Genomic DNA, 16,482 nt, shown 5'->3' on the forward strand with positions numbered 1-16,482 from the left:
CCGGGCCCTTCCTCGTACGTACGCCCGTCAGCTCGCGGCGTCTTCCCTGCGCACCGACAGCAGGTCCTCCAGCTGCTCCTCACGCGCCTGGGCGGCCACGAACAGCAGCTCGTCGCCCGCCTCCAGAGTCTCCTCCTGGCCGGGAGTCAGGACGCGCGTCCCCCGGATGATGGTGACCAGCGAGGTGTCCTCGGGCCACGCCACATCACTGACCTGAGTGCCGGCCAGCGCCGACTCGGGCGGCAGCGTCAGCTCGACGAGGTTGGCGTCGCCGTGGCTGAAGCGCAGCAGCCGTACGAGATCGCCCACGCTCACCGCCTCCTCGACCAGCGCCGACATCAGACGCGGCGTGGAGACCGCGACGTCGACGCCCCAGGCCTCGGTGAACAGCCATTCGTTCTTGGGGTTGTTGACGCGGGCGACGACCCGCGGCACCCCGTACTCGGTCTTGGCGAGCAGCGAGACGACCAGGTTGACCTTGTCGTCACCGGTCGCCGCGATCACGACGTTGCAGCGCTGCAGCGCCGCCTCGTCGAGCGAGGTGATCTCGCAGGCGTCGGCCAGCAGCCACTCGGCCAGCGGCACCCGCTCCACCGAGATGGCGGTCGGCGCCTTGTCGATGAGGAGGACCTCGTGCCCGTTCTCCAGCAGCTCGCCCGCGATGGAACGTCCCACCGCGCCGGCCCCGGCGATAGCAACCCTCATCCTTGACCGCCTTCCTCGGGACCCTTCGCGCAGGCCGCCTCGACCTTCGCGATCTCGTCCGTATGCATCATCACGTGGACGAGGTCGCCCTCCTGGAGCACGGTCTGGGAGGTCGGCAGAACGGCCTCGCCCAGCCGGGTGAGGAACGCGACGCGTACGCCCGTCTCCTCCTGCAGCCTGCTGATCTTGTGCCCGATCCAGGCCTCGGAGATGTGCACCTCGGCGAGCTGCACACCGCCACTCGGGTCGCGCCACAGCGGCTCGGCCCCGGACGGCAGCAGCCTGCGCAGCATCTGGTCGGCGGTCCAGCGGACCGTGGCGACGGTGGGGATGCCCAGGCGCTGGTAGACCTCGGCGCGGCGCGGGTCGTAGATACGAGCCGCGACGTTCTCGATGGCGAACATCTCGCGGGCCACCCGCGCCGAGATGATGTTGGAGTTGTCACCGCTGCTCACCGCGGCGAAGGCGCCCGCCTCCTCGATGCCGGCCTCGCGGAGAGTGTCCTGGTCGAAGCCGACTCCGGTGACGCGGCGGCCACCGAAACCGGAGCCCAGACGGCGGAAGGCCGTGGGGTCCCGGTCGATCACGGCGACCGTGTGCCCCTGTTGCTCCAAGGTCTGCGCGAGAGCGGCTCCCACTCGCCCGCAACCCATGATGACGACGTGCATCGTCCCGTTACCCCGCACTCCTGGTCGCCCCGCTGACCTGCACAAACACCCTGCTCACATCTTTCTGCTCGGCTCACCGGGGCGGCACGGGGCAAAAGCGCCCGAATATTGCCTTGCCCCTGTCTTCGTCCACCGTAGCGTCAACTCCGAACGCGCCATCGATCACGTCGCACATCTCGGGGTGAGTTCAGGGTCTATCAGGTTCATGCGGGGAGAACGCCGATGCCGGCGGGAGATTCTGTGGGCGAAAGGGGTGGTGGGTGGTCGATGCCGTTTTCGAACGCTTACGATCCTCTGCGTGTCCAAACTGACCGACGTGCCCAAACGGATCCTGATCGGCCGGGCGCTGCGCAGCGACAGGCTGGGGGAAACCCTCCTGCCCAAGCGCATCGCACTTCCCGTCTTCGCCTCCGACCCGCTCTCGTCCGTGGCGTACGCACCGGGAGAAGTGCTCCTCGTGCTCTCCATCGCGGGCGTGTCGGCGTACCACTTCAGCCCGTGGATCGCGGCCGCTGTCGTGGTGCTGATGTTCACGGTGGTGGCGTCGTACCGCCAGAACGTGCGGGCGTACCCGAGCGGCGGCGGTGACTACGAGGTCGCCAACACCAATCTGGGTCCCAAGGCCGGGCTGACCGTCGCCAGTGCACTGCTGGTCGACTACGTCCTCACCGTGGCCGTGTCGATCTCCTCGGGCGTGGAGAACCTGGGCTCGGCGGTCCCCTTCGTCGTCGAGAACAAGGTCCTGTGCGCGATCGGCATCATCCTGCTGCTGACGCTCATGAACCTGCGCGGCGTGCGGGAGTCGGGCAGCCTCTTCGCGATCCCGACGTACGTCTTCGTGGCGGGCGTCTTCATCATGATCGCCTGGGGCGCCTACCGCGGAATCGTCGCGGGCGAGACCATGAGCGCCCCGACCGCCGACTTCGAAATCAAGGCCGAACACCAGGGACTGGCCGGTTTCGCCCTCGTCTTCCTCCTACTGCGCGCCTTCTCCTCCGGCTGCGCGGCGCTCACCGGTGTCGAGGCGATCAGCAACGGCGTCCCCGCCTTCCGCAAGCCCAAGAGCAAGAACGCCGCCACGACGCTGGCGCTGATGGGCGGCCTGGCCGTCACCATGTTCTGCGGCATCATCGGTCTGGCCATGGCCACCGACGTGAAGATGGCGGAGACTCCTGCCGAGGATCTGCTGCAGAACGGGACCCCAGTTGGCGCCGAATACGTCCAGGACCCGGTGATCTCGCAGGTCGCGGCCGCCGTCTTCGGAGACGGCACCTTCTTCTTCGTCCTCCTCGCGGCGGCCACCGCACTCGTCCTCTTCCTGGCCGCCAACACGGCGTACAACGGCTTCCCGCTGCTCGGCTCGATCCTCGCGCAGGACCGCTACCTGCCGCGCCAGCTGCACACCCGCGGCGACCGCCTCGCCTTCTCCAACGGCATCGTGCTGCTCGCGGGCGCGGCCGCGCTGCTCGTCTGGCTCTACGGAGCCGACTCGACCAAGCTGATCCAGCTCTACATCGTCGGTGTCTTCGTCTCCTTCACGCTCAGCCAGATCGGCATGGTGCGGCACTGGAACCGCCACCTGAGCACCGAGAAGGACCCGGCCGAACGCCGCCGCATGATCCGCTCCCGCGCGATCAACACCTTCGGTGCGTTCTTCACGGGCCTGGTCCTCGTCGTCGTACTGGCCACCAAGTTCACGCACGGCGCCTGGGTCGCGCTGCTCGGCATGGTGATCTTCTACGGAACGATGAGCGCGATCCGTAAGCACTACGACCGGGTGGCCGAGGAGATCGCGGCCGCCGAGGGCCCGTCCGACGACAGCGTCCGGCCGTCGCGCGTCCACTCCATCGTCCTTGTCTCCAAGGTGCACAAGCCGACGCTGCGCGCCCTCGCGTTCGCCAAGCTGACGCGCTCGGACACGCTGGAGGCGCTCAGCATCAGCGTCGACCCGGTCGAGACCAAGGCACTCAGGGACGAGTGGGAGCGGCGCGGCATCAATGTCCCGCTGAAGATCCTCGACTCGCCGTACCGCGAGATCACGCGGCCGGTCGTCGAGTACGTGAAGGGCCTGCGCAGCGAGAATCCGCGCGACGCGGTCAGCGTCTACATCCCGGAGTACGTGGTCGGCCGCTGGTACGAGCACGTCCTGCACAACCAGAGCGCACTGCGGCTCAAGGGCCGGCTGCTCTTCACGCCGGGTGTGATGGTGACGTCCGTGCCGTACCAGCTGGTCTCCTCGGAGCTCGCGAAGAAGCGGGCGAAGAAGCGGGCCGAGTGGAACGCGCCGGGTTCGGTGCGGCGGGGCCCGGTGGACCGGCGCCCGAAGGAGCCGAGCGGCAAGAACTGAGGCAAGAGCCGAGGCATGAGCAGAGGCATGAGCAGAGGCAAGAGCTGAACTGTTTACTGTGGTGAACGGCCGGACGACACCCACGTAGACTGGTGGGCTGTTGTCCGGTCGTACCCCTTTGACCCTCTGGAGCCACCCCGTCATGCAGAACGAATCCCAGGAATCACTGGTCGGGGTGGAGTACGAGGTCGAGGTCGGTCCTGTCGCCCACGGCGGCCACTGCATCGCCCGCACCGAAGAGGGCCGCGTGCTGTTCGTACGTCACGCGCTGCCCGGCGAGAAGGTCCGCGCCCGCGTCACGGACGGCGGCGAGACCTCCCGTTACCTGCGCGCCGACGCCGTCGAGATCATCGAGGCGTCCAAGGACCGCATCGAGGCCCCCTGCCCGTACGCCGGACCCGGCATGTGCGGCGGCTGCGACTGGCAGCACGCGAAGCCGGGCGCGCAGCGGCGGCTCAAGGGCGAGGTCATCGCCGAGCAGCTCATGCGCCTCGCGGGCCTCACCCCGGAGGAGGCGGGCTGGGACGGCACGGTCATGCCGGCCCCCGGCGACAAGCTGCCCCAGGGCGAGGTGCCCGCATGGCGCACCCGCGTGCAGTACACCATCGACGACGACGGCAGGGCCGGACTGCGCAAGCACCGCTCGCACGACGTGCAGCCGATCGACCACTGCATGATCGCCGCACCGGGCGTCACCGAGCTGGGCATCGAGAAGCGCGAGTGGCCGCAGATGGCGTCGGTCGAGGCCATCGCCGCCACCGGCTCCAGCGACCGGCAGGTCATCCTCACCCCGAAGCCGGGCGGCCGCCTCCCTCTCGTGGAGCTGGACAAGCCGGTCTCTGTCCTCCGCGTGGAGGAGAAGGACGGCGGCGTACACCGCGTGCACGGCCGCGCCTTCGTGCGCGAGCGGGCCGACGAGCGTACGTACCGCGTAGGCATGGGCGGCTTCTGGCAGACCCACCCGCAGGCACCGGACCTCCTGGTCAAGGCTGTGATGCAGGGCCTGATGCCGCGCAAGGGCGAGTCCGCACTCGACCTGTACTGCGGTGTCGGCCTGTTCGCGGGTGCGATCGCCGAGCGCATCGGCGACAAGGGCGCGGTGCTCGGCATCGAGTCCGGCAAGCGCGCCGTCGAGGACGCCAGGCACAACCTCCAGGACATGCCCTACGTCCGCATCGAACAGGGCAAGGTGGAGCAGGTCCTGCCGCGCACGGGCATCACCGAAACCGACCTGATCGTCCTCGACCCGCCCCGAGCGGGCGCCGGCAAGCAGACGGTGAAGCACCTGGCCTCCCTGGGCGCCCGACGCATCGCCTACGTCGCCTGCGACCCGGCGGCGCTGGCCCGCGACCTGGCGTACTTCCGGGAGGGCGGCTACAAGCCGCGGACGCTGCGGGCGTTCGACCTGTTCCCGATGACGCACCATGTGGAGTGCGTGGCGATTCTGGAGCCGGTGAAGAAGGACGTCTGACCTGCGGATTCGGGTCATGCGCGTCGTGGGCGGTACGGGCGGCATTTGACGCACGCCCGACGCACTTTCTGACGGGGGGGGCAGCGGTAAGCCGCCCCCCGGACCAGGCTGTGTCCCCGTTCCGGAGGTGGCTCAGAACACCGGCAGGGCCGTCAGTGAGTGCGAGTCGTGGACGAAGACGCGGTTGCCGGCGGCCGCGAGGCCCCAGCGGCTTCCTTCGCCGGTCTTGTACACCATGCGGGGGTAGCCCGTCGTCAGGTCGAGGCCGCTCACCCGCGGAAGCTGCTCATCCGTGTCGACGACCCAGACGCCGGAGCCCTGCATCCGCATGGGGCCGTCGCCGCTGCCCATTCCCCAGAGTTCCTTGCCCGTCTTGGGGTTGAGGCGTTTGGGCTCGTCGTCGTGGGCGGCGAAGAGCATGCCGGGGTAGGCCGTCGGAAAGCGCCAGGGTTTCGGGGCGCCGAGATAGTCCTTGCCGGCGGGGACTGACCACAACTCCTTGCCGTCGCCGATGTTCAGTGCGGTCAGTGTCTTGCCGCCCAGGTAGACGACGCCGTCCTGGTGCGCAGGGCGCAGGATCTCGTCCGACTGCTTCAGGCGGTCCCAGACCTCGCTGCCGTCGGTGCTGTCGACGGCGAGCACATCGCCCTCGGCTGTCCACAGGACCAGGCGGCCGGCGGCCGCGATGCCCAGCGGGTGCACCTCCGCACTCAGGTTCACCGTGACCCGGGCCGTCCAGCGGACCTTCGCGTCGGAGCGGCCGATGGAGCGCAGGCGGCCGTCCTTCGTGACGACGTACACCGCGTCGTCGTCCTCCGCCAGGAGCGAGCGCGCCTCGGCGCGGGCGGTCCACTTGGGGACGCCGGTGGAGGGTACGTACGTCCGGAGCGTGCCCTTGGCGTCGACCAGGGCCACGAGGCGGTCGGACAGGGAGAGATAGCGGCCCGACGGGACGGCGGTCGGGGCCCGCCAGCGCTGCTTGCCGGTGACCATGTCGAAGGCCGCCACTCCGCCCGCCTTCGCCCCGATGACGACAACGTCGCCCACGGGCAGCGGCGCGGGTGTGTCCGCCGCGACGGCCTGCACGGGGCCCCACAGGGCCTTCGGGGCTTCGCCGACGATGTACTCGCCCTTGTCCGGGTCGAGCAGTTTCGCCTCCTCGGCCTGCACCGCCGGCGGGATGTCGAAGGGGTCCGACGGACCGTCGGCGTTCGTGCCGGTGCCTGACCCGGAGCCGTCCCGCAGCCACCACCACGTCCCCGTGCCACCGCCCGCCGCGAGGACCGTGCCGCCCGCCGCGAGTGCCGTGAGCATGCGGCGGCGGGAGACCGGGCGGGGCCCGTCGACCGCAGTGGTCACCCGGTGGACATCTGTCTCGCGCGTCTTGATGCCGGCCGCCAGCGGGCCGCTCCGCCAGACACGGTCCGCGCCCTTCGGCGGCGTGAACGCCGCCGCGATCTGCCCGGGATCCGGACGCAGGGCCGCGTCCTTCGCCAGGCAGGGGCCGATCAGGGCCTGGAGTTCCGTCGAGACCTGGCTCAAGTCCGGTTCACCATGGACGACTTCGTACTGCACGGCCGCCACATGCGCCGCGTCGAACGCGCGACGGCCGCTCGCCGCGTACACGAGGACGGCGCCGAGCGAGAAGACGTCGGCGGCCGGGCCGACGCGCCGGCCGAGGATCTGTTCCGGGGCGCCGTAGCCCGGCGTGACGGGGATCTGGCCGGTGGTGGTGAGGGTCAGGCCGTGCTCGGGGCGGGCGATGCCGAAGTCGATGATGCGCGGGCCCGACGACGTCAGCACGATGTTCGGGGGCTTGAGGTCGCGGTGGATCAGGCCGGCGGTGTGGATGTCGTGGAGCGTACGGGCGAGAGCGTCGGCCAGGGCGCGTACCGTCGGGCCGTCCATCGGGCCGTACGCGCCGATGGCCTCGTCGAGCGTCGGCCCGGCCAGGAACTCGGTGGCGATCCACGGGCGCCCGCCCTCCGTCTGCGAACCCAGCACCCGCGCCACACCCTTGCTGGTGACGGCCTTCGCCATCTCCGCCTCGCGTACGAATCGCTGCGCGAGGTGCTGGTCGTGGGCGAGTTCGGGGCGCAGTACCTTCACGGCGGCGGGGCGTCCGGTGCCGTCCTGGCCCAAGTAGACCTTGCCCATGCCGCCTTCGCCGAGCACGCCGAGGAGGCGGTACGGGCCGAGGCGGATCGGGTCACCGGTACTGAGGGGCTTCATGGCTGCGCTTCCAGGGGGTTTGTCGGAGGGTGGCTTGCTGCCGGGGCTACCGCGGGCCGGCTACTTCAGGGCGTCCGCCGCGCTACTTCAGCGGGTACGCCGCGATCAGCGGGCCGCCGAGGGCGAAGACGACCCGGGCGCGCTCATGGGCGATGAAACGGGTCCCCGAGGTCTTGTAGGTGGCGGTTGTCGTATGCGTGGATACGTCGATCTGACGGAGGCCCGAAGGTCCCTTGCTGTACACGCACTTCCTGCCTACTACCGGGGGGTCGGTGCGGTCCGCCCGCGCCCCCTCTCCGCCCTTCTCCTCCCAGCGCACCTTCCCGTCGGCCGCGCCGACGGCGACGAGTCCCAGCTTGTCCTGCACTGCGTACGCGACACCGTCCTTGACGGCCGGCGGCCCGAAGGAGGTGCCCGGGCGGCTCTTGGCGAGGGTCCATGCCTCCTTGCCGTCGGCCAGGCGCAGGGCGCGCAGCGGGCCGAATCCCAGATAGACGTGCCGGTCGTCCGTGGTCAGCAGGTTCCGGACCAGATCCGGCTTGGCGTCGGTCGCGGGGACGGACCAAAGGGGCGTTCCTGTACGGGAGTCGTGGACCGCGAGCTTCACCTTTCCGGCGGCCGTCTCCTGGAGCAGCACAAGCCGGTTGCCGACGACCCGGCCCGCGAGGAAGTGCGGGCTTTCGGAGTCTTTCTTGTGCGGCGGGAGGGGCCGGCGCCAGCGCTCTGCGCCCGACCGCATGTCGACGGCCAGCAGGTACCAGGACTGCCCGTTCTGATAGCCACCGCGTTTGAACCCGCCCGTGCCGCCCACCAGATACAGCATGCCGTCGGCGCAGCAGATCAACTGGGCTTCCTTGTGTAGGACGTTGAAGTCCGGGAAGGTCTGCCGGGGCTTGGCCGTCTTGCCGGTGGCCGCGTCGACCGAGTCGACGACCAGGGGCTTGACCTGCCCCTCGATGCCGAAGAACTCGTGATCAGGGATGCGGAAAATCTGCTTGCCGTCCGTGGCCACGCGCCACGCGTACTCGGCATCGCCGCTCGTCCAGGCGGCGTTGCCGGTTTTGGGGTCGATAGCGGCGAGCCCCGTGCCGATCGCCAGCAGGACGTGGTCGCCCAGGACGACCGGGTATGGATCGGCCGCCGGGTAGTTCTCGAGGGCGAGGTCGTCCACGGGGGGTATCTGGACCTGCCAGAGGTAGTCGCTCAGCGGCTTCTTCGATGTCGTGGGGGAGGGGGCGCCGCCGCTCTTGGCCGGTCCCGGCTTGCCTCCCGGGTCCTCCGGGCCGAGCCATGCCCACGCGCCCGCCCCGGCCGCCGCGACGCCGAGGACCGAACTTCCGCCCACGGTCAGGAGTCTGCGGCGGGTAAGGGCCGGGACGACGGCGGTCGAGGCCTGGTCGGCCTCCTCCGGTGCGGGGAGCCGGTAGGGCTGGTACTGCCAGACCTCTGTCGCCCTGCGCGCGATGTCCGCGAGCAGCAGGTCCGGCAGATGGTCCGCGAACTCGCCGTGACCGTCGTGGAGCTCCGCGGTGAGCTGGGCCGTGGTCGGGCGCTGGGCCGGGTCCTTGGAGAGGCAGCGGGTGAGCAGTGGGAGGAGCGAGGGCGGTACGTCCGTCAGATCCGGCTCCGCGTACCTGACGCGGTAGAGCAGGTCCGCGGCTTGGCCGGTTCCGAAGGGGCCGCGGCCCGTGGCGGCGAAGACCAGGACGCCCGCGAGGGCGAAGACGTCGCCTGCCGGGGTGTGTTCCTGGCCCGTGGCCTGTTCCGGGGACATGAAGGCGGGGGTGCCCGCCGCCGCTCCCGTACGAGTGAGGCGCTCGTCCCCGGCCGCTCGGGCGATGCCGAAGTCGATGATTTTGGCGCCGTAGGCCGTGACCATCACGTTGGACGGCTTCAGGTCGCGGTGGACGACGTCCGAGGCGTGGAGTTGCGACAGGGCCCCGGCCAAGGCTGCGCCCAGCGCGCGGACCGAGGGTTCGGGCAGGGGGCCGCAGAGGGCGATCGCGTCGTCGAGGGGCGGGCCCAGGACGTACTCGGTGGCCAGCCACGGGGTTTCGGCGAGCGGGTCGGCGTCGACGACGGTCGCTCCGTGGTGGCCGCCGATGATGCGGGCCGCGTCGGTCTCCAGGCGGAAGCGGGTGCGGGAGGCCGGATCCGATGCGATGCCGGCGTGCATCGTCTTCAGCGCGACCGTGCGGCCGCCGGCGGAGCGGGCCAGGTAGACCGTGCCCATGCCGCCGCTGCCCAGGCGGGCCAACGGGCGGTACGCGGCGATCTGGGCAGGGTCGTCGTGGGTGAGGGGGGACAGCATCGGTCAAGTCGTCCTGGAGGGCAGCGGGATGCGGAGTTCGGCGGCGAGCACTTTCGCGGACTGGTGGGCCACCGCCGCCACTACCCGGCCGGGCAGCCAGCCGGGGGTGATGAGCGATGCTGTGGAGTCGAGCTCCGTCGCGGTGGGGGCAGGTGACGACGGCGGGAGGGCGTGCAGGACTTCGGCAGCGGTGGGGCGTCCCGCCGGGTCGCGTGTCAGGCAGCGTGCGATCAAGGAGCGCAGGGATTCGGGAAGTTCGTCACGGTCCGGGACCGTGTGGCCCGTCGCCGCGTACGCCAGGACCGCGCCCAGTGCGTAGATGTCGCCCGGCGGGCGCGGGCGGCCGCCCGATGCCTGTTCCGGGGCCAGGCTTCCCGGCTCCAGGCCCGGGAGACCGGTGCGCCGGTCGCCGTCCGGGGCCGCCGCGCGGACCGCGCCGAAGCACGTCAGGCGCGGGCCGTTTCCGGCGAGTAGCACGGCTGCGGGGGACAGGCCCGCATGTGTGATGCCCATGGCGTGTGCGCCGGCGAGCGTCTCGGCCAAGGCCGCGCCCACAGCTCGTACGGTGCGCTCGGGCAGGGGGCCGCCGTGGACGGACAGGGCCACGGGGAGCGGCAGCGCGGGGAGGTACGGCGAGGCGTACCAGGGGGCCTCGGACGGGGGCGAGACTTCGGAGACGGGGCAGACCCAGGGGCCCAGCAGCCGGCGGGCCGCGTCGGCTTCGACGAGGAAGCGTCCGGGGGCGGTTGTTTCGAGCGGGGCGCTGATCAGCACCGTACGGTCGCCGTCCGCACTTCGCGCGACGAACCGGCGCTCGGGTACGGGCGGGAAGCCGGGACCGGCCGGATCGAGGCGGGTGATCAGGTGGTACGGGCCGATCCGGCGTGGATTGTCCACGCGCGGTTGTTCTGTGCGTGCTCGTTCCATCTGCGAATCCCCCGGGCCGGTCTGATGCATCAGGAGCCTACTCATGCAGCGGGGCCGGCCCGGAGGGTGGTCAGGTCGCGGTCGGTCGGAAGGGCTCCTTGCCATGACTTTGGGCGGCGCCGTCGGTCCTGCCCGCCTCGCCGCCGCCTGTACGCGGGCTCATGGTGCCCCACGGCAACAGGCCTGTGGGCCATCGTGGTCCGGATGCGGGCGGTGGTTTCCCGGAGGAGGAGGCCAGCGTCATGAGGGTGTAGATGTTCACTTCGCGGTGATCCTTACCGGGAGGCTCTCCAGGCCGTTGACGACGATGGAGCGCAGCGGGACGGCCGGGCCGGTCTGCTCGATGTGGTGGATGGAGTCGAGCAGTTCCGTGAAGAGGATCCGCATCTCGGTGCGGGTCATCATCGCTCCGAGGCAGAAGTGTTCCCCGGCGCCCAGCGCGAGATGGCGGTTGGGGCGGCGGGTGATGTCGAAGACGTCCGGGTTCTCGAAGTAGCGCTCGTCCCGGTTGGCCGAGGGGGTCCACATGACCACCCGGTCTCCTGCCTCCAGCAGGCGGTCGCGGAGCGTTACGGGCTCGGTCACCGTGCGCATGATGTGGGTCGCGCTGGAGGTCCAGCGCAGTACCTCTTCCACCGCCGTGGGCATCAGAGTGCGGTCGGCGTGCAGACGTTCCCAGTCGGCGGGACGGTCCAGGAAGGTCTGCATTCCGCCGGCGACCGCGAGGCGGACGTTCTCCGTGCCGCCTACCAGGAGGTTGTCGCAGTTGAGGAGGATGTCTTCCTCGGAGAGCAGATTGCCGTCGACCTCGCCGTTGACCAGGGCGCTGACCAGATCGTCCTCCGGCTGGTCCATCCGCCGGTACATCAGCTCGAGGAAGTACGCCATGATTTCCTGGTGCGCGATGCTGCGGGTCTCCGCCTCGCCCGCGCCGAAAGCCTTGCTGGTGAGGGAGAAGAGCATCTCCTGCTCGTGGTCCGGTACGCCCATGAGCCGGCAGATGACATAGAGCGGCAGCCGTGCCGCGATGTCGGTGACGAAGTCGCACTCGCCCAGTCCGGCCGCCCTGGCCACGACCTGGCGCACCGCACCGCGCATCGCCTCCTCCAGCGCGCGGACCGAGCGCGTGGTGAACCAGTCGGCGACCAGCGAACGCAGCGCCTTGTGGTGTGGGGGGTCGGTGAGTGCGAGCGTGCGGCCGCCGCCGGGGTCCTTGCCGTGGGCGAGGGGGCGCAGCAGGATGCCCTCGGCCGAGCTGAAGACCCGTGCGTCGTTGTAGACGGTGCGGATGTCGTCGTACCGCGTGACCGACCAGAAGGCGGGGTACTGGGTCGCGGCGTGCAGCCGTACCGGGTCGTTGTCCCGCATCCAGCGCCAGACCGGGTACGGGTCCCCGGTCGCGTACAGCTCGGGGTCGACGAGGTTGGCGAGGTCGACGGACTCGGGGGCCAGCACGGTCATGACAGGTCTCCTTCGGGCAGCGGCAGGGTGTGTACGAGGTCGGCCAGCCGCTTGACGAGCTCGTGGGCGGTGATGTCGGGGACCGCGTCGGGCCGGTAGTTGAGCGCGAGCCGCAGCCGGCCGTCGGGCAGGGGCCAGAACTCCGTCTGGACCTCCAACGGGATGTCCAGGTACGGCGGGCGGAGGTGCACGGTCGTGAGCCCGGACAGGGCGAGTTCCGGCACGGCGTTGTCCTGCAGCACCAGGAGGGTCTGGAAGAGCGGGGGCCGCCCGGTGCGGGGCGGGTTGAGCAGACGTACGAGGTCGTGGAAGGCCACGTCCTGGGCGCCGAAGGCCCGGTCGATGATGCGGCCCGCCTCGGCGATGGCGTCGGGGCCGCCGTCGAGGACCTTCCCTCGCAGCCGCAGGCACGCCATCTCGATGTGGCAGCCGACGGCCTCTTCGAGGCGGGTGTCGAATCGCTGCGCGACCGGTGCTCCGATCGCGAAGTCGTCCCGGCCGGTCAGTTCGGCGAGCAACTGCCCGTAGCAGGACAGCAGTACGGCATACCGGGTGACGCCCGCGCGGGTGGCGGCCGCGTCGATGCGGGCCGCGGCGTCCTGGTCGAGCTGCCGCTCGATCCGTACCGGGCGGCGGACATCATCCGTACGGTCGGGCGCGAGGGGCCACACCAGCTCCGGTACGCCGGACAACTCGGCCTCCAGTGCCATCCGTTGGCGCTCCAGGTCCACCAGGGCGAGCCGTTCCGAGCGCAGGCGCGCGCTTTCGGCGGCGGAGAGCGCCGCGGGCCGGGCGGATGTGCCCGAACCGGTGAGGGCCGCGTTGTACGCATGGGCGAGGTCCGCGGTCATCACGGACTCCGACCAGCCGTCGAAGGCGATGTGGTGGACGACGCAGCCGAACACCCAGGACCGGCCGGACTCCAGCGGCACCAGCGCGGTTCGCCACACCTCGCCCTCGGTGAGTTCGAGCGGTGCGCCGAGCGTCTCGCACAGCACCGCGGTCGCCGTGTCCGCGTCCGGTTCGGCGTCCAGGATCTCCAGTACGGGGGCGGGGAACTCCACGGCACAGGCGACGGGTTCGGGCGCGGCGCGGTAGGCCATCCGCAGCACTTCGTGGCGGTTGTGCACGGCCTCGACAGCGCTGTCGAGGGCATCCAGGTCCAGCTCGCCGTTCTCTCCGTCGATGCGGAAGAGAAGCAGGCAATGGGCCGAGCGGTCCTCGGGATTGAGGAGATGGTTGGTCAGAAAGCCGGTCTGCATGGGCGTGAGCGGCACATCCGCGCCCTCCCCGACGGCCGTGCTCCCGGCGGGGCCCGTCCGCGCCAGCCACTGCCCCAGACCGCGCGCGGTCGGGTGCTCGTACAGCCGTGATACGGGCACGGGCCGCCCCAGTTCCGCCGCGAGCCGCGCGCACACCCGGCCGGCGCCCAGCGAAGTGCCGCCGAGATCGGTGAAGGCGATGTCGGCCGGTACGCAGGCCCGGTCCAGGACCGCCGCGAAGACGGCGGCGGTCAGCCCGACCAGCGGCTCGTCGTCCGGCTCGTCGTCCGGCTCGTCGTCCGGCTCGTCGTCCGGCTCGTCATCCGGTTCGTCGTCCCGGGCGACGGACGGCGTCTGCGGGAGGCCGCCGGGGGCCGCGACCGGTGCCGACTCCAGCAGCGCCCGCTCGTCCAGCTTGCCGTTGGCGGTCACGGGGAAGGCGGCCACCGGAACCACGGCGTCCGGCCGCTGGTAGTGCACCAGCCCGGCCCTCAGGACGTCCTCGGCCCCGGCCAGCCCGTCTCCCGCCACGGTGGGCACGCAGAAGGCCAGCAGGCCCTCGGCGTTCCCGGCCTCGTCGCGGCGGGCCACCACTCGGCAGGTGCGGACACCGGGGAGCAGCGCCTCGATCTGCCGCTCGACCTCGGCCGGCTCGATCCGGTGGCCCCGGATCTTGACCTGCCGGTCGGCGCGTCCCAGGTAGTGCAGGACGCCGTCCTCGTCGAACCGGCCCAGGTCGCCGGTGCGGTAGACGCGAACGTCCCGGCCCCGTACAGGGATGCGGGGGAACTTGGCCCCGGTGAGGGCGGGGTCGCCGAGGTAGCGCAGGGCCAGTCCGTCGCCCGCGACGCAGATCTCGCCGTCGACGAGGTGGATCTCCGTACCGGGGACCGGGCGGCCGACGGGAATGCCGCCGGGCAGCTCGCAGTCGGACGCGGTGATGCGGTGCGTGGTGGCGAAGACGGTGCTTTCGACCGGCCCGTACCCGTTGATCAGGGCGATGCCGGGGTGGTGGCGGAGGAAGGCGCGTACGTGCGGGACGGACAGCCGCTCGCCGCCGGTCATCACCTGGCGCAGACCCCGGAAGGCATCCGGGTCCTCGTCCACGATCATGTTCAGCAGGCTGCTGGTGAGCCAGACCGTGTCGGCGCCGTGCTGGGTGACCGCGTCACGGAGCACCTGCCCGGACAGATACGGCTCGTCGACGACGAGCGAGGTGCCGCCGCTGAGCAGCGCGGTCCACAGTTCCAGCGAGAACGCGTCCCAAGGCAGTGCGGCAGCCAGCGGGATCACTGTGCCGGTGCCGAACCGGGCGAAGGTGCCGGGGCGCACCAGGCGCGCGGTGGCGCGGTGCGGGGTGAGAACTCCCTTGGGCCGCCCGGTCGTTCCTGAGGTGAAGAAGACACAGGCGGGGGCGTCGGCGGTGACCTCGGCGGGACGGAAACCGGCGGGCGGCTCGTGGTCTTCGCCGTGGGCGGCGGGCGACCACACCGGTAGTCCCGTGTGGCCTCCGTCGGGGTCCTCCGTGACGATCAGCCGCGCCCCGAGTTCGGCGGTCACCTCCTGGATACGACGCTCCGGCCAGGCGGTATCGAGCAGCGCGTACGCGGCCCCCAGCTTCAGCACGGCGAGCACCGAGGCGATCAGCCCGGCGCTCCGCGGCAGCAGTACGGGCACCAGGTCGCCGGGACCGACGCCCCGGCGGGCCAGGGAAGCGGCCCAGGCGTCGGCGGTGCGGTCGAGTTCCGCGTAACTCAGCCTGCGTGCTCCGTGCACGACGGCGGTCGCCTCGGGGCGTTCGGCGGCCCAGCGGCTGACGGCGGTGTGCAGGACTTCCTGATGGCCGGCGCTCATGCCCCCGCTCCGAGGGTGTCGCGCAGGGCCCGTCCGAACTCCTCGATCTCCTCGAGGGTGTTGTAGTAGTGCGCCGAGACGCGGACGGCGGTCTCCACACCGCGCTCCGCCATGTAGACCGGGGTGTGGTGGCCGACGATCTTCCATACGTTGATGCGCTGTTCGGCGAGCCGGTCCCTCACGGTCTCGGCGGCGACGTCCTGGTGCCGGAAGGACAGGATGCCCGACTGCTCGGTGCCGGGGGCGATGAGCTCGATACCCGGGATGTCCTCCAGGGTGGCGCGCAGTGCCCGGAACACCTCCTTGTGGTCGAAGGGCGTGCCCTCCTCGAACAGAGTGAGCGCGGTGTTGAACCCGGCCACGGCGGCGGTGCTGCGCTCGGCGAGTTCCAGAGAGCGGGCGCTGTGGTCGTCGATCCGGTAGCCGGTGGCCGAGTCGATTCGGGCCACGTGCAGATCGTGGAAGTCCGGGACCAGCGCCGCGCGCAGCTCGGGCGCGACGTAGGCGAAGGCGGTACCGCGCGGGCCGCGCATGAACTTGCGGCCCGCGCCGGTGAGGAGCTGGCAGCCGATGCGCTGAACGTCGACCGGAACCTGGCCGATGGACTGGCAGGCGTCGACGGCGTAGAAGCAGCGGTACGGGGCGAGCAGGCGCCCGATCGCCTCGACCGGGTTGACGATGCCGCAGCCGGAGGGGATGTGCGTCACCGACACGAGGGCGACGTCGTCGGCGATGTTGGCCGTCATCCACTCCAGGTCGAGGTCGCCGCCCGGCAGGGTGGGGACGACCTCGATCTGGCAGCCGGTGCGGTCGCGCAGGTTGAACAGGGAGATGAGGTTGCCCGCGTACTCGTAGGGCGTGACCCAGACCCGGTCGTCCGGGCCGAGGGACAGCCGGGGCACGACGGCGCACCAGGCGCGGGTGGCGCTGTCGAACAGGGCTACGTCCGTGACCGGTGCGCCCAGCACGCGGGCGAGCCGGCGGTAGACCTCGTCGTTGATGATCCCGTCGAAGAAGCCCTCTGTCTCGTAACAGCCCGTGGCTGCCTCACGGTCGAGGACCTCGGCCATGGTCCGCCGCACCTCGGCGGGTACCAGACCGGCTCCGGCCGTGTTCAGATGAATCAGCCGGTCGGCTCCTGCGGCCCCTGTGTTCCTCATCGTTCTCCACCTGCTCTGTTGTGTACGTGTACGTGATCGACTCGTGCGGCTCTGGGCCTAGGGGGTCTCCGGTTGATCTCCGCG

The 16,482-nt window shown here is 70.9% G+C and carries 10 protein-coding genes; 2 read left to right on the plus strand and 8 right to left on the minus strand.

The features are described 5' to 3' along the window. Nucleotides 1-27 precede the first annotated feature (27 nt). Both J7I98_RS22210 and J7I98_RS22215 read right to left on the minus strand, forming a co-directional pair. Entirely contained in the window at nt 28-705 is a 678-nt protein-coding gene (locus tag J7I98_RS22210) for a TrkA family potassium uptake protein (RefSeq protein ID WP_214923374.1), read from the minus strand. Further along, nucleotides 702-1,391 (minus strand): TrkA family potassium uptake protein, encoded by a 690-nt coding sequence (locus tag J7I98_RS22215; RefSeq protein WP_374225164.1) that lies wholly within the window; start codon nt 1,389-1,391, stop codon nt 702-704. The genes J7I98_RS22210 and J7I98_RS22215 overlap by 4 nt, the downstream gene beginning before the upstream one ends. A gap of 280 nt (nt 1,392-1,671) precedes the next feature. Between J7I98_RS22215 and J7I98_RS22220 the strand changes: the two genes are divergently transcribed. Then, a complete protein-coding gene (locus J7I98_RS22220; protein ID WP_214923393.1) occupies nt 1,672-3,720 on the plus strand; it encodes an APC family permease in 2,049 nt (682 codons plus the stop codon). Nucleotides 3,721-3,862: 142 nt separating this feature from the next. Then, a complete protein-coding gene (locus tag J7I98_RS22225) occupies nt 3,863-5,191 on the plus strand; it encodes a class I SAM-dependent RNA methyltransferase (protein WP_214923397.1) in 1,329 nt (442 codons plus the stop codon). A gap of 132 nt (nt 5,192-5,323) precedes the next feature. On the opposite strand, the gene J7I98_RS22230 is transcribed toward J7I98_RS22225, so the two are convergent. The 6 genes from J7I98_RS22230 to J7I98_RS22255 all read right to left on the minus strand — a co-directional run bounded on the left by J7I98_RS22230 (nt 5,324) and on the right by J7I98_RS22255 (nt 16,398). Beyond that, nucleotides 5,324-7,423 carry a serine/threonine-protein kinase gene (locus J7I98_RS22230; RefSeq protein ID WP_214923400.1) on the minus strand — a complete coding sequence of 700 codons (2,100 nt, stop codon included), beginning with the start codon at nt 7,421-7,423 and terminating at the stop codon, nt 5,324-5,326. Nucleotides 7,424-7,505: 82 nt separating this feature from the next. Continuing rightward, a complete protein-coding gene (locus J7I98_RS22235) occupies nt 7,506-9,734 on the minus strand; it encodes a protein kinase (protein ID WP_214923425.1) in 2,229 nt (742 codons plus the stop codon). Nucleotides 9,735-9,737: 3 nt separating this feature from the next. Continuing rightward, entirely contained in the window at nt 9,738-10,661 is a 924-nt protein-coding gene (locus J7I98_RS22240; RefSeq protein ID WP_214923428.1) for a serine/threonine protein kinase, read from the minus strand. Nucleotides 10,662-10,919: 258 nt separating this feature from the next. Then, nucleotides 10,920-12,122: a cytochrome P450 gene (locus J7I98_RS22245; RefSeq protein WP_214923431.1), complete on the minus strand. Its 1,203-nt coding sequence runs from the start codon at nt 12,120-12,122 to the stop codon at nt 10,920-10,922. After that, nucleotides 12,119-15,238, minus strand: coding sequence for an AMP-binding protein (locus tag J7I98_RS22250; protein WP_214923466.1), 3,120 nt, complete (start codon nt 15,236-15,238; stop codon nt 12,119-12,121). Before J7I98_RS22250 ends, J7I98_RS22245 begins: the two co-directional genes overlap by 4 nt. Further along, on the minus strand, nt 15,235-16,398 hold the full coding sequence (locus J7I98_RS22255; protein ID WP_214923469.1) for an aminotransferase class V-fold PLP-dependent enzyme: 1,164 nt from the start codon (nt 16,396-16,398) through the stop codon (nt 15,235-15,237). Before J7I98_RS22255 ends, J7I98_RS22250 begins: the two co-directional genes overlap by 4 nt. Between the last annotated feature and the right edge of the window lie 84 nt (nt 16,399-16,482).

Source organism: Streptomyces sp. ISL-98, assembly GCF_018614055.1.
Classification (GTDB): Bacteria; Actinomycetota; Actinomycetes; order Streptomycetales; family Streptomycetaceae; genus Streptomyces; species Streptomyces spiramyceticus.

Coding starts and splice junctions, on each gene's coding strand:
- J7I98_RS22225 (WP_214923397.1), top strand. CDS start 3,863: ATGCAGAACGAATCCCAGGAATCACTGGTCGGGGTGGAGTACGAGGTC.
- J7I98_RS22250 (WP_214923466.1), bottom strand. CDS start 15,238: ATGAGCGCCGGCCATCAGGAAGTCCTGCACACCGCCGTCAGCCGCTGG.
- J7I98_RS22245 (WP_214923431.1), bottom strand. CDS start 12,122: ATGACCGTGCTGGCCCCCGAGTCCGTCGACCTCGCCAACCTCGTCGAC.
- J7I98_RS22235 (WP_214923425.1), bottom strand. CDS start 9,734: ATGCTGTCCCCCCTCACCCACGACGACCCTGCCCAGATCGCCGCGTAC.
- J7I98_RS22255 (WP_214923469.1), bottom strand. CDS start 16,398: ATGAGGAACACAGGGGCCGCAGGAGCCGACCGGCTGATTCATCTGAAC.
- J7I98_RS22210 (WP_214923374.1), bottom strand. CDS start 705: ATGAGGGTTGCTATCGCCGGGGCCGGCGCGGTGGGACGTTCCATCGCG.
- J7I98_RS22230 (WP_214923400.1), bottom strand. CDS start 7,423: ATGAAGCCCCTCAGTACCGGTGACCCGATCCGCCTCGGCCCGTACCGC.
- J7I98_RS22240 (WP_214923428.1), bottom strand. CDS start 10,661: ATGGAACGAGCACGCACAGAACAACCGCGCGTGGACAATCCACGCCGG.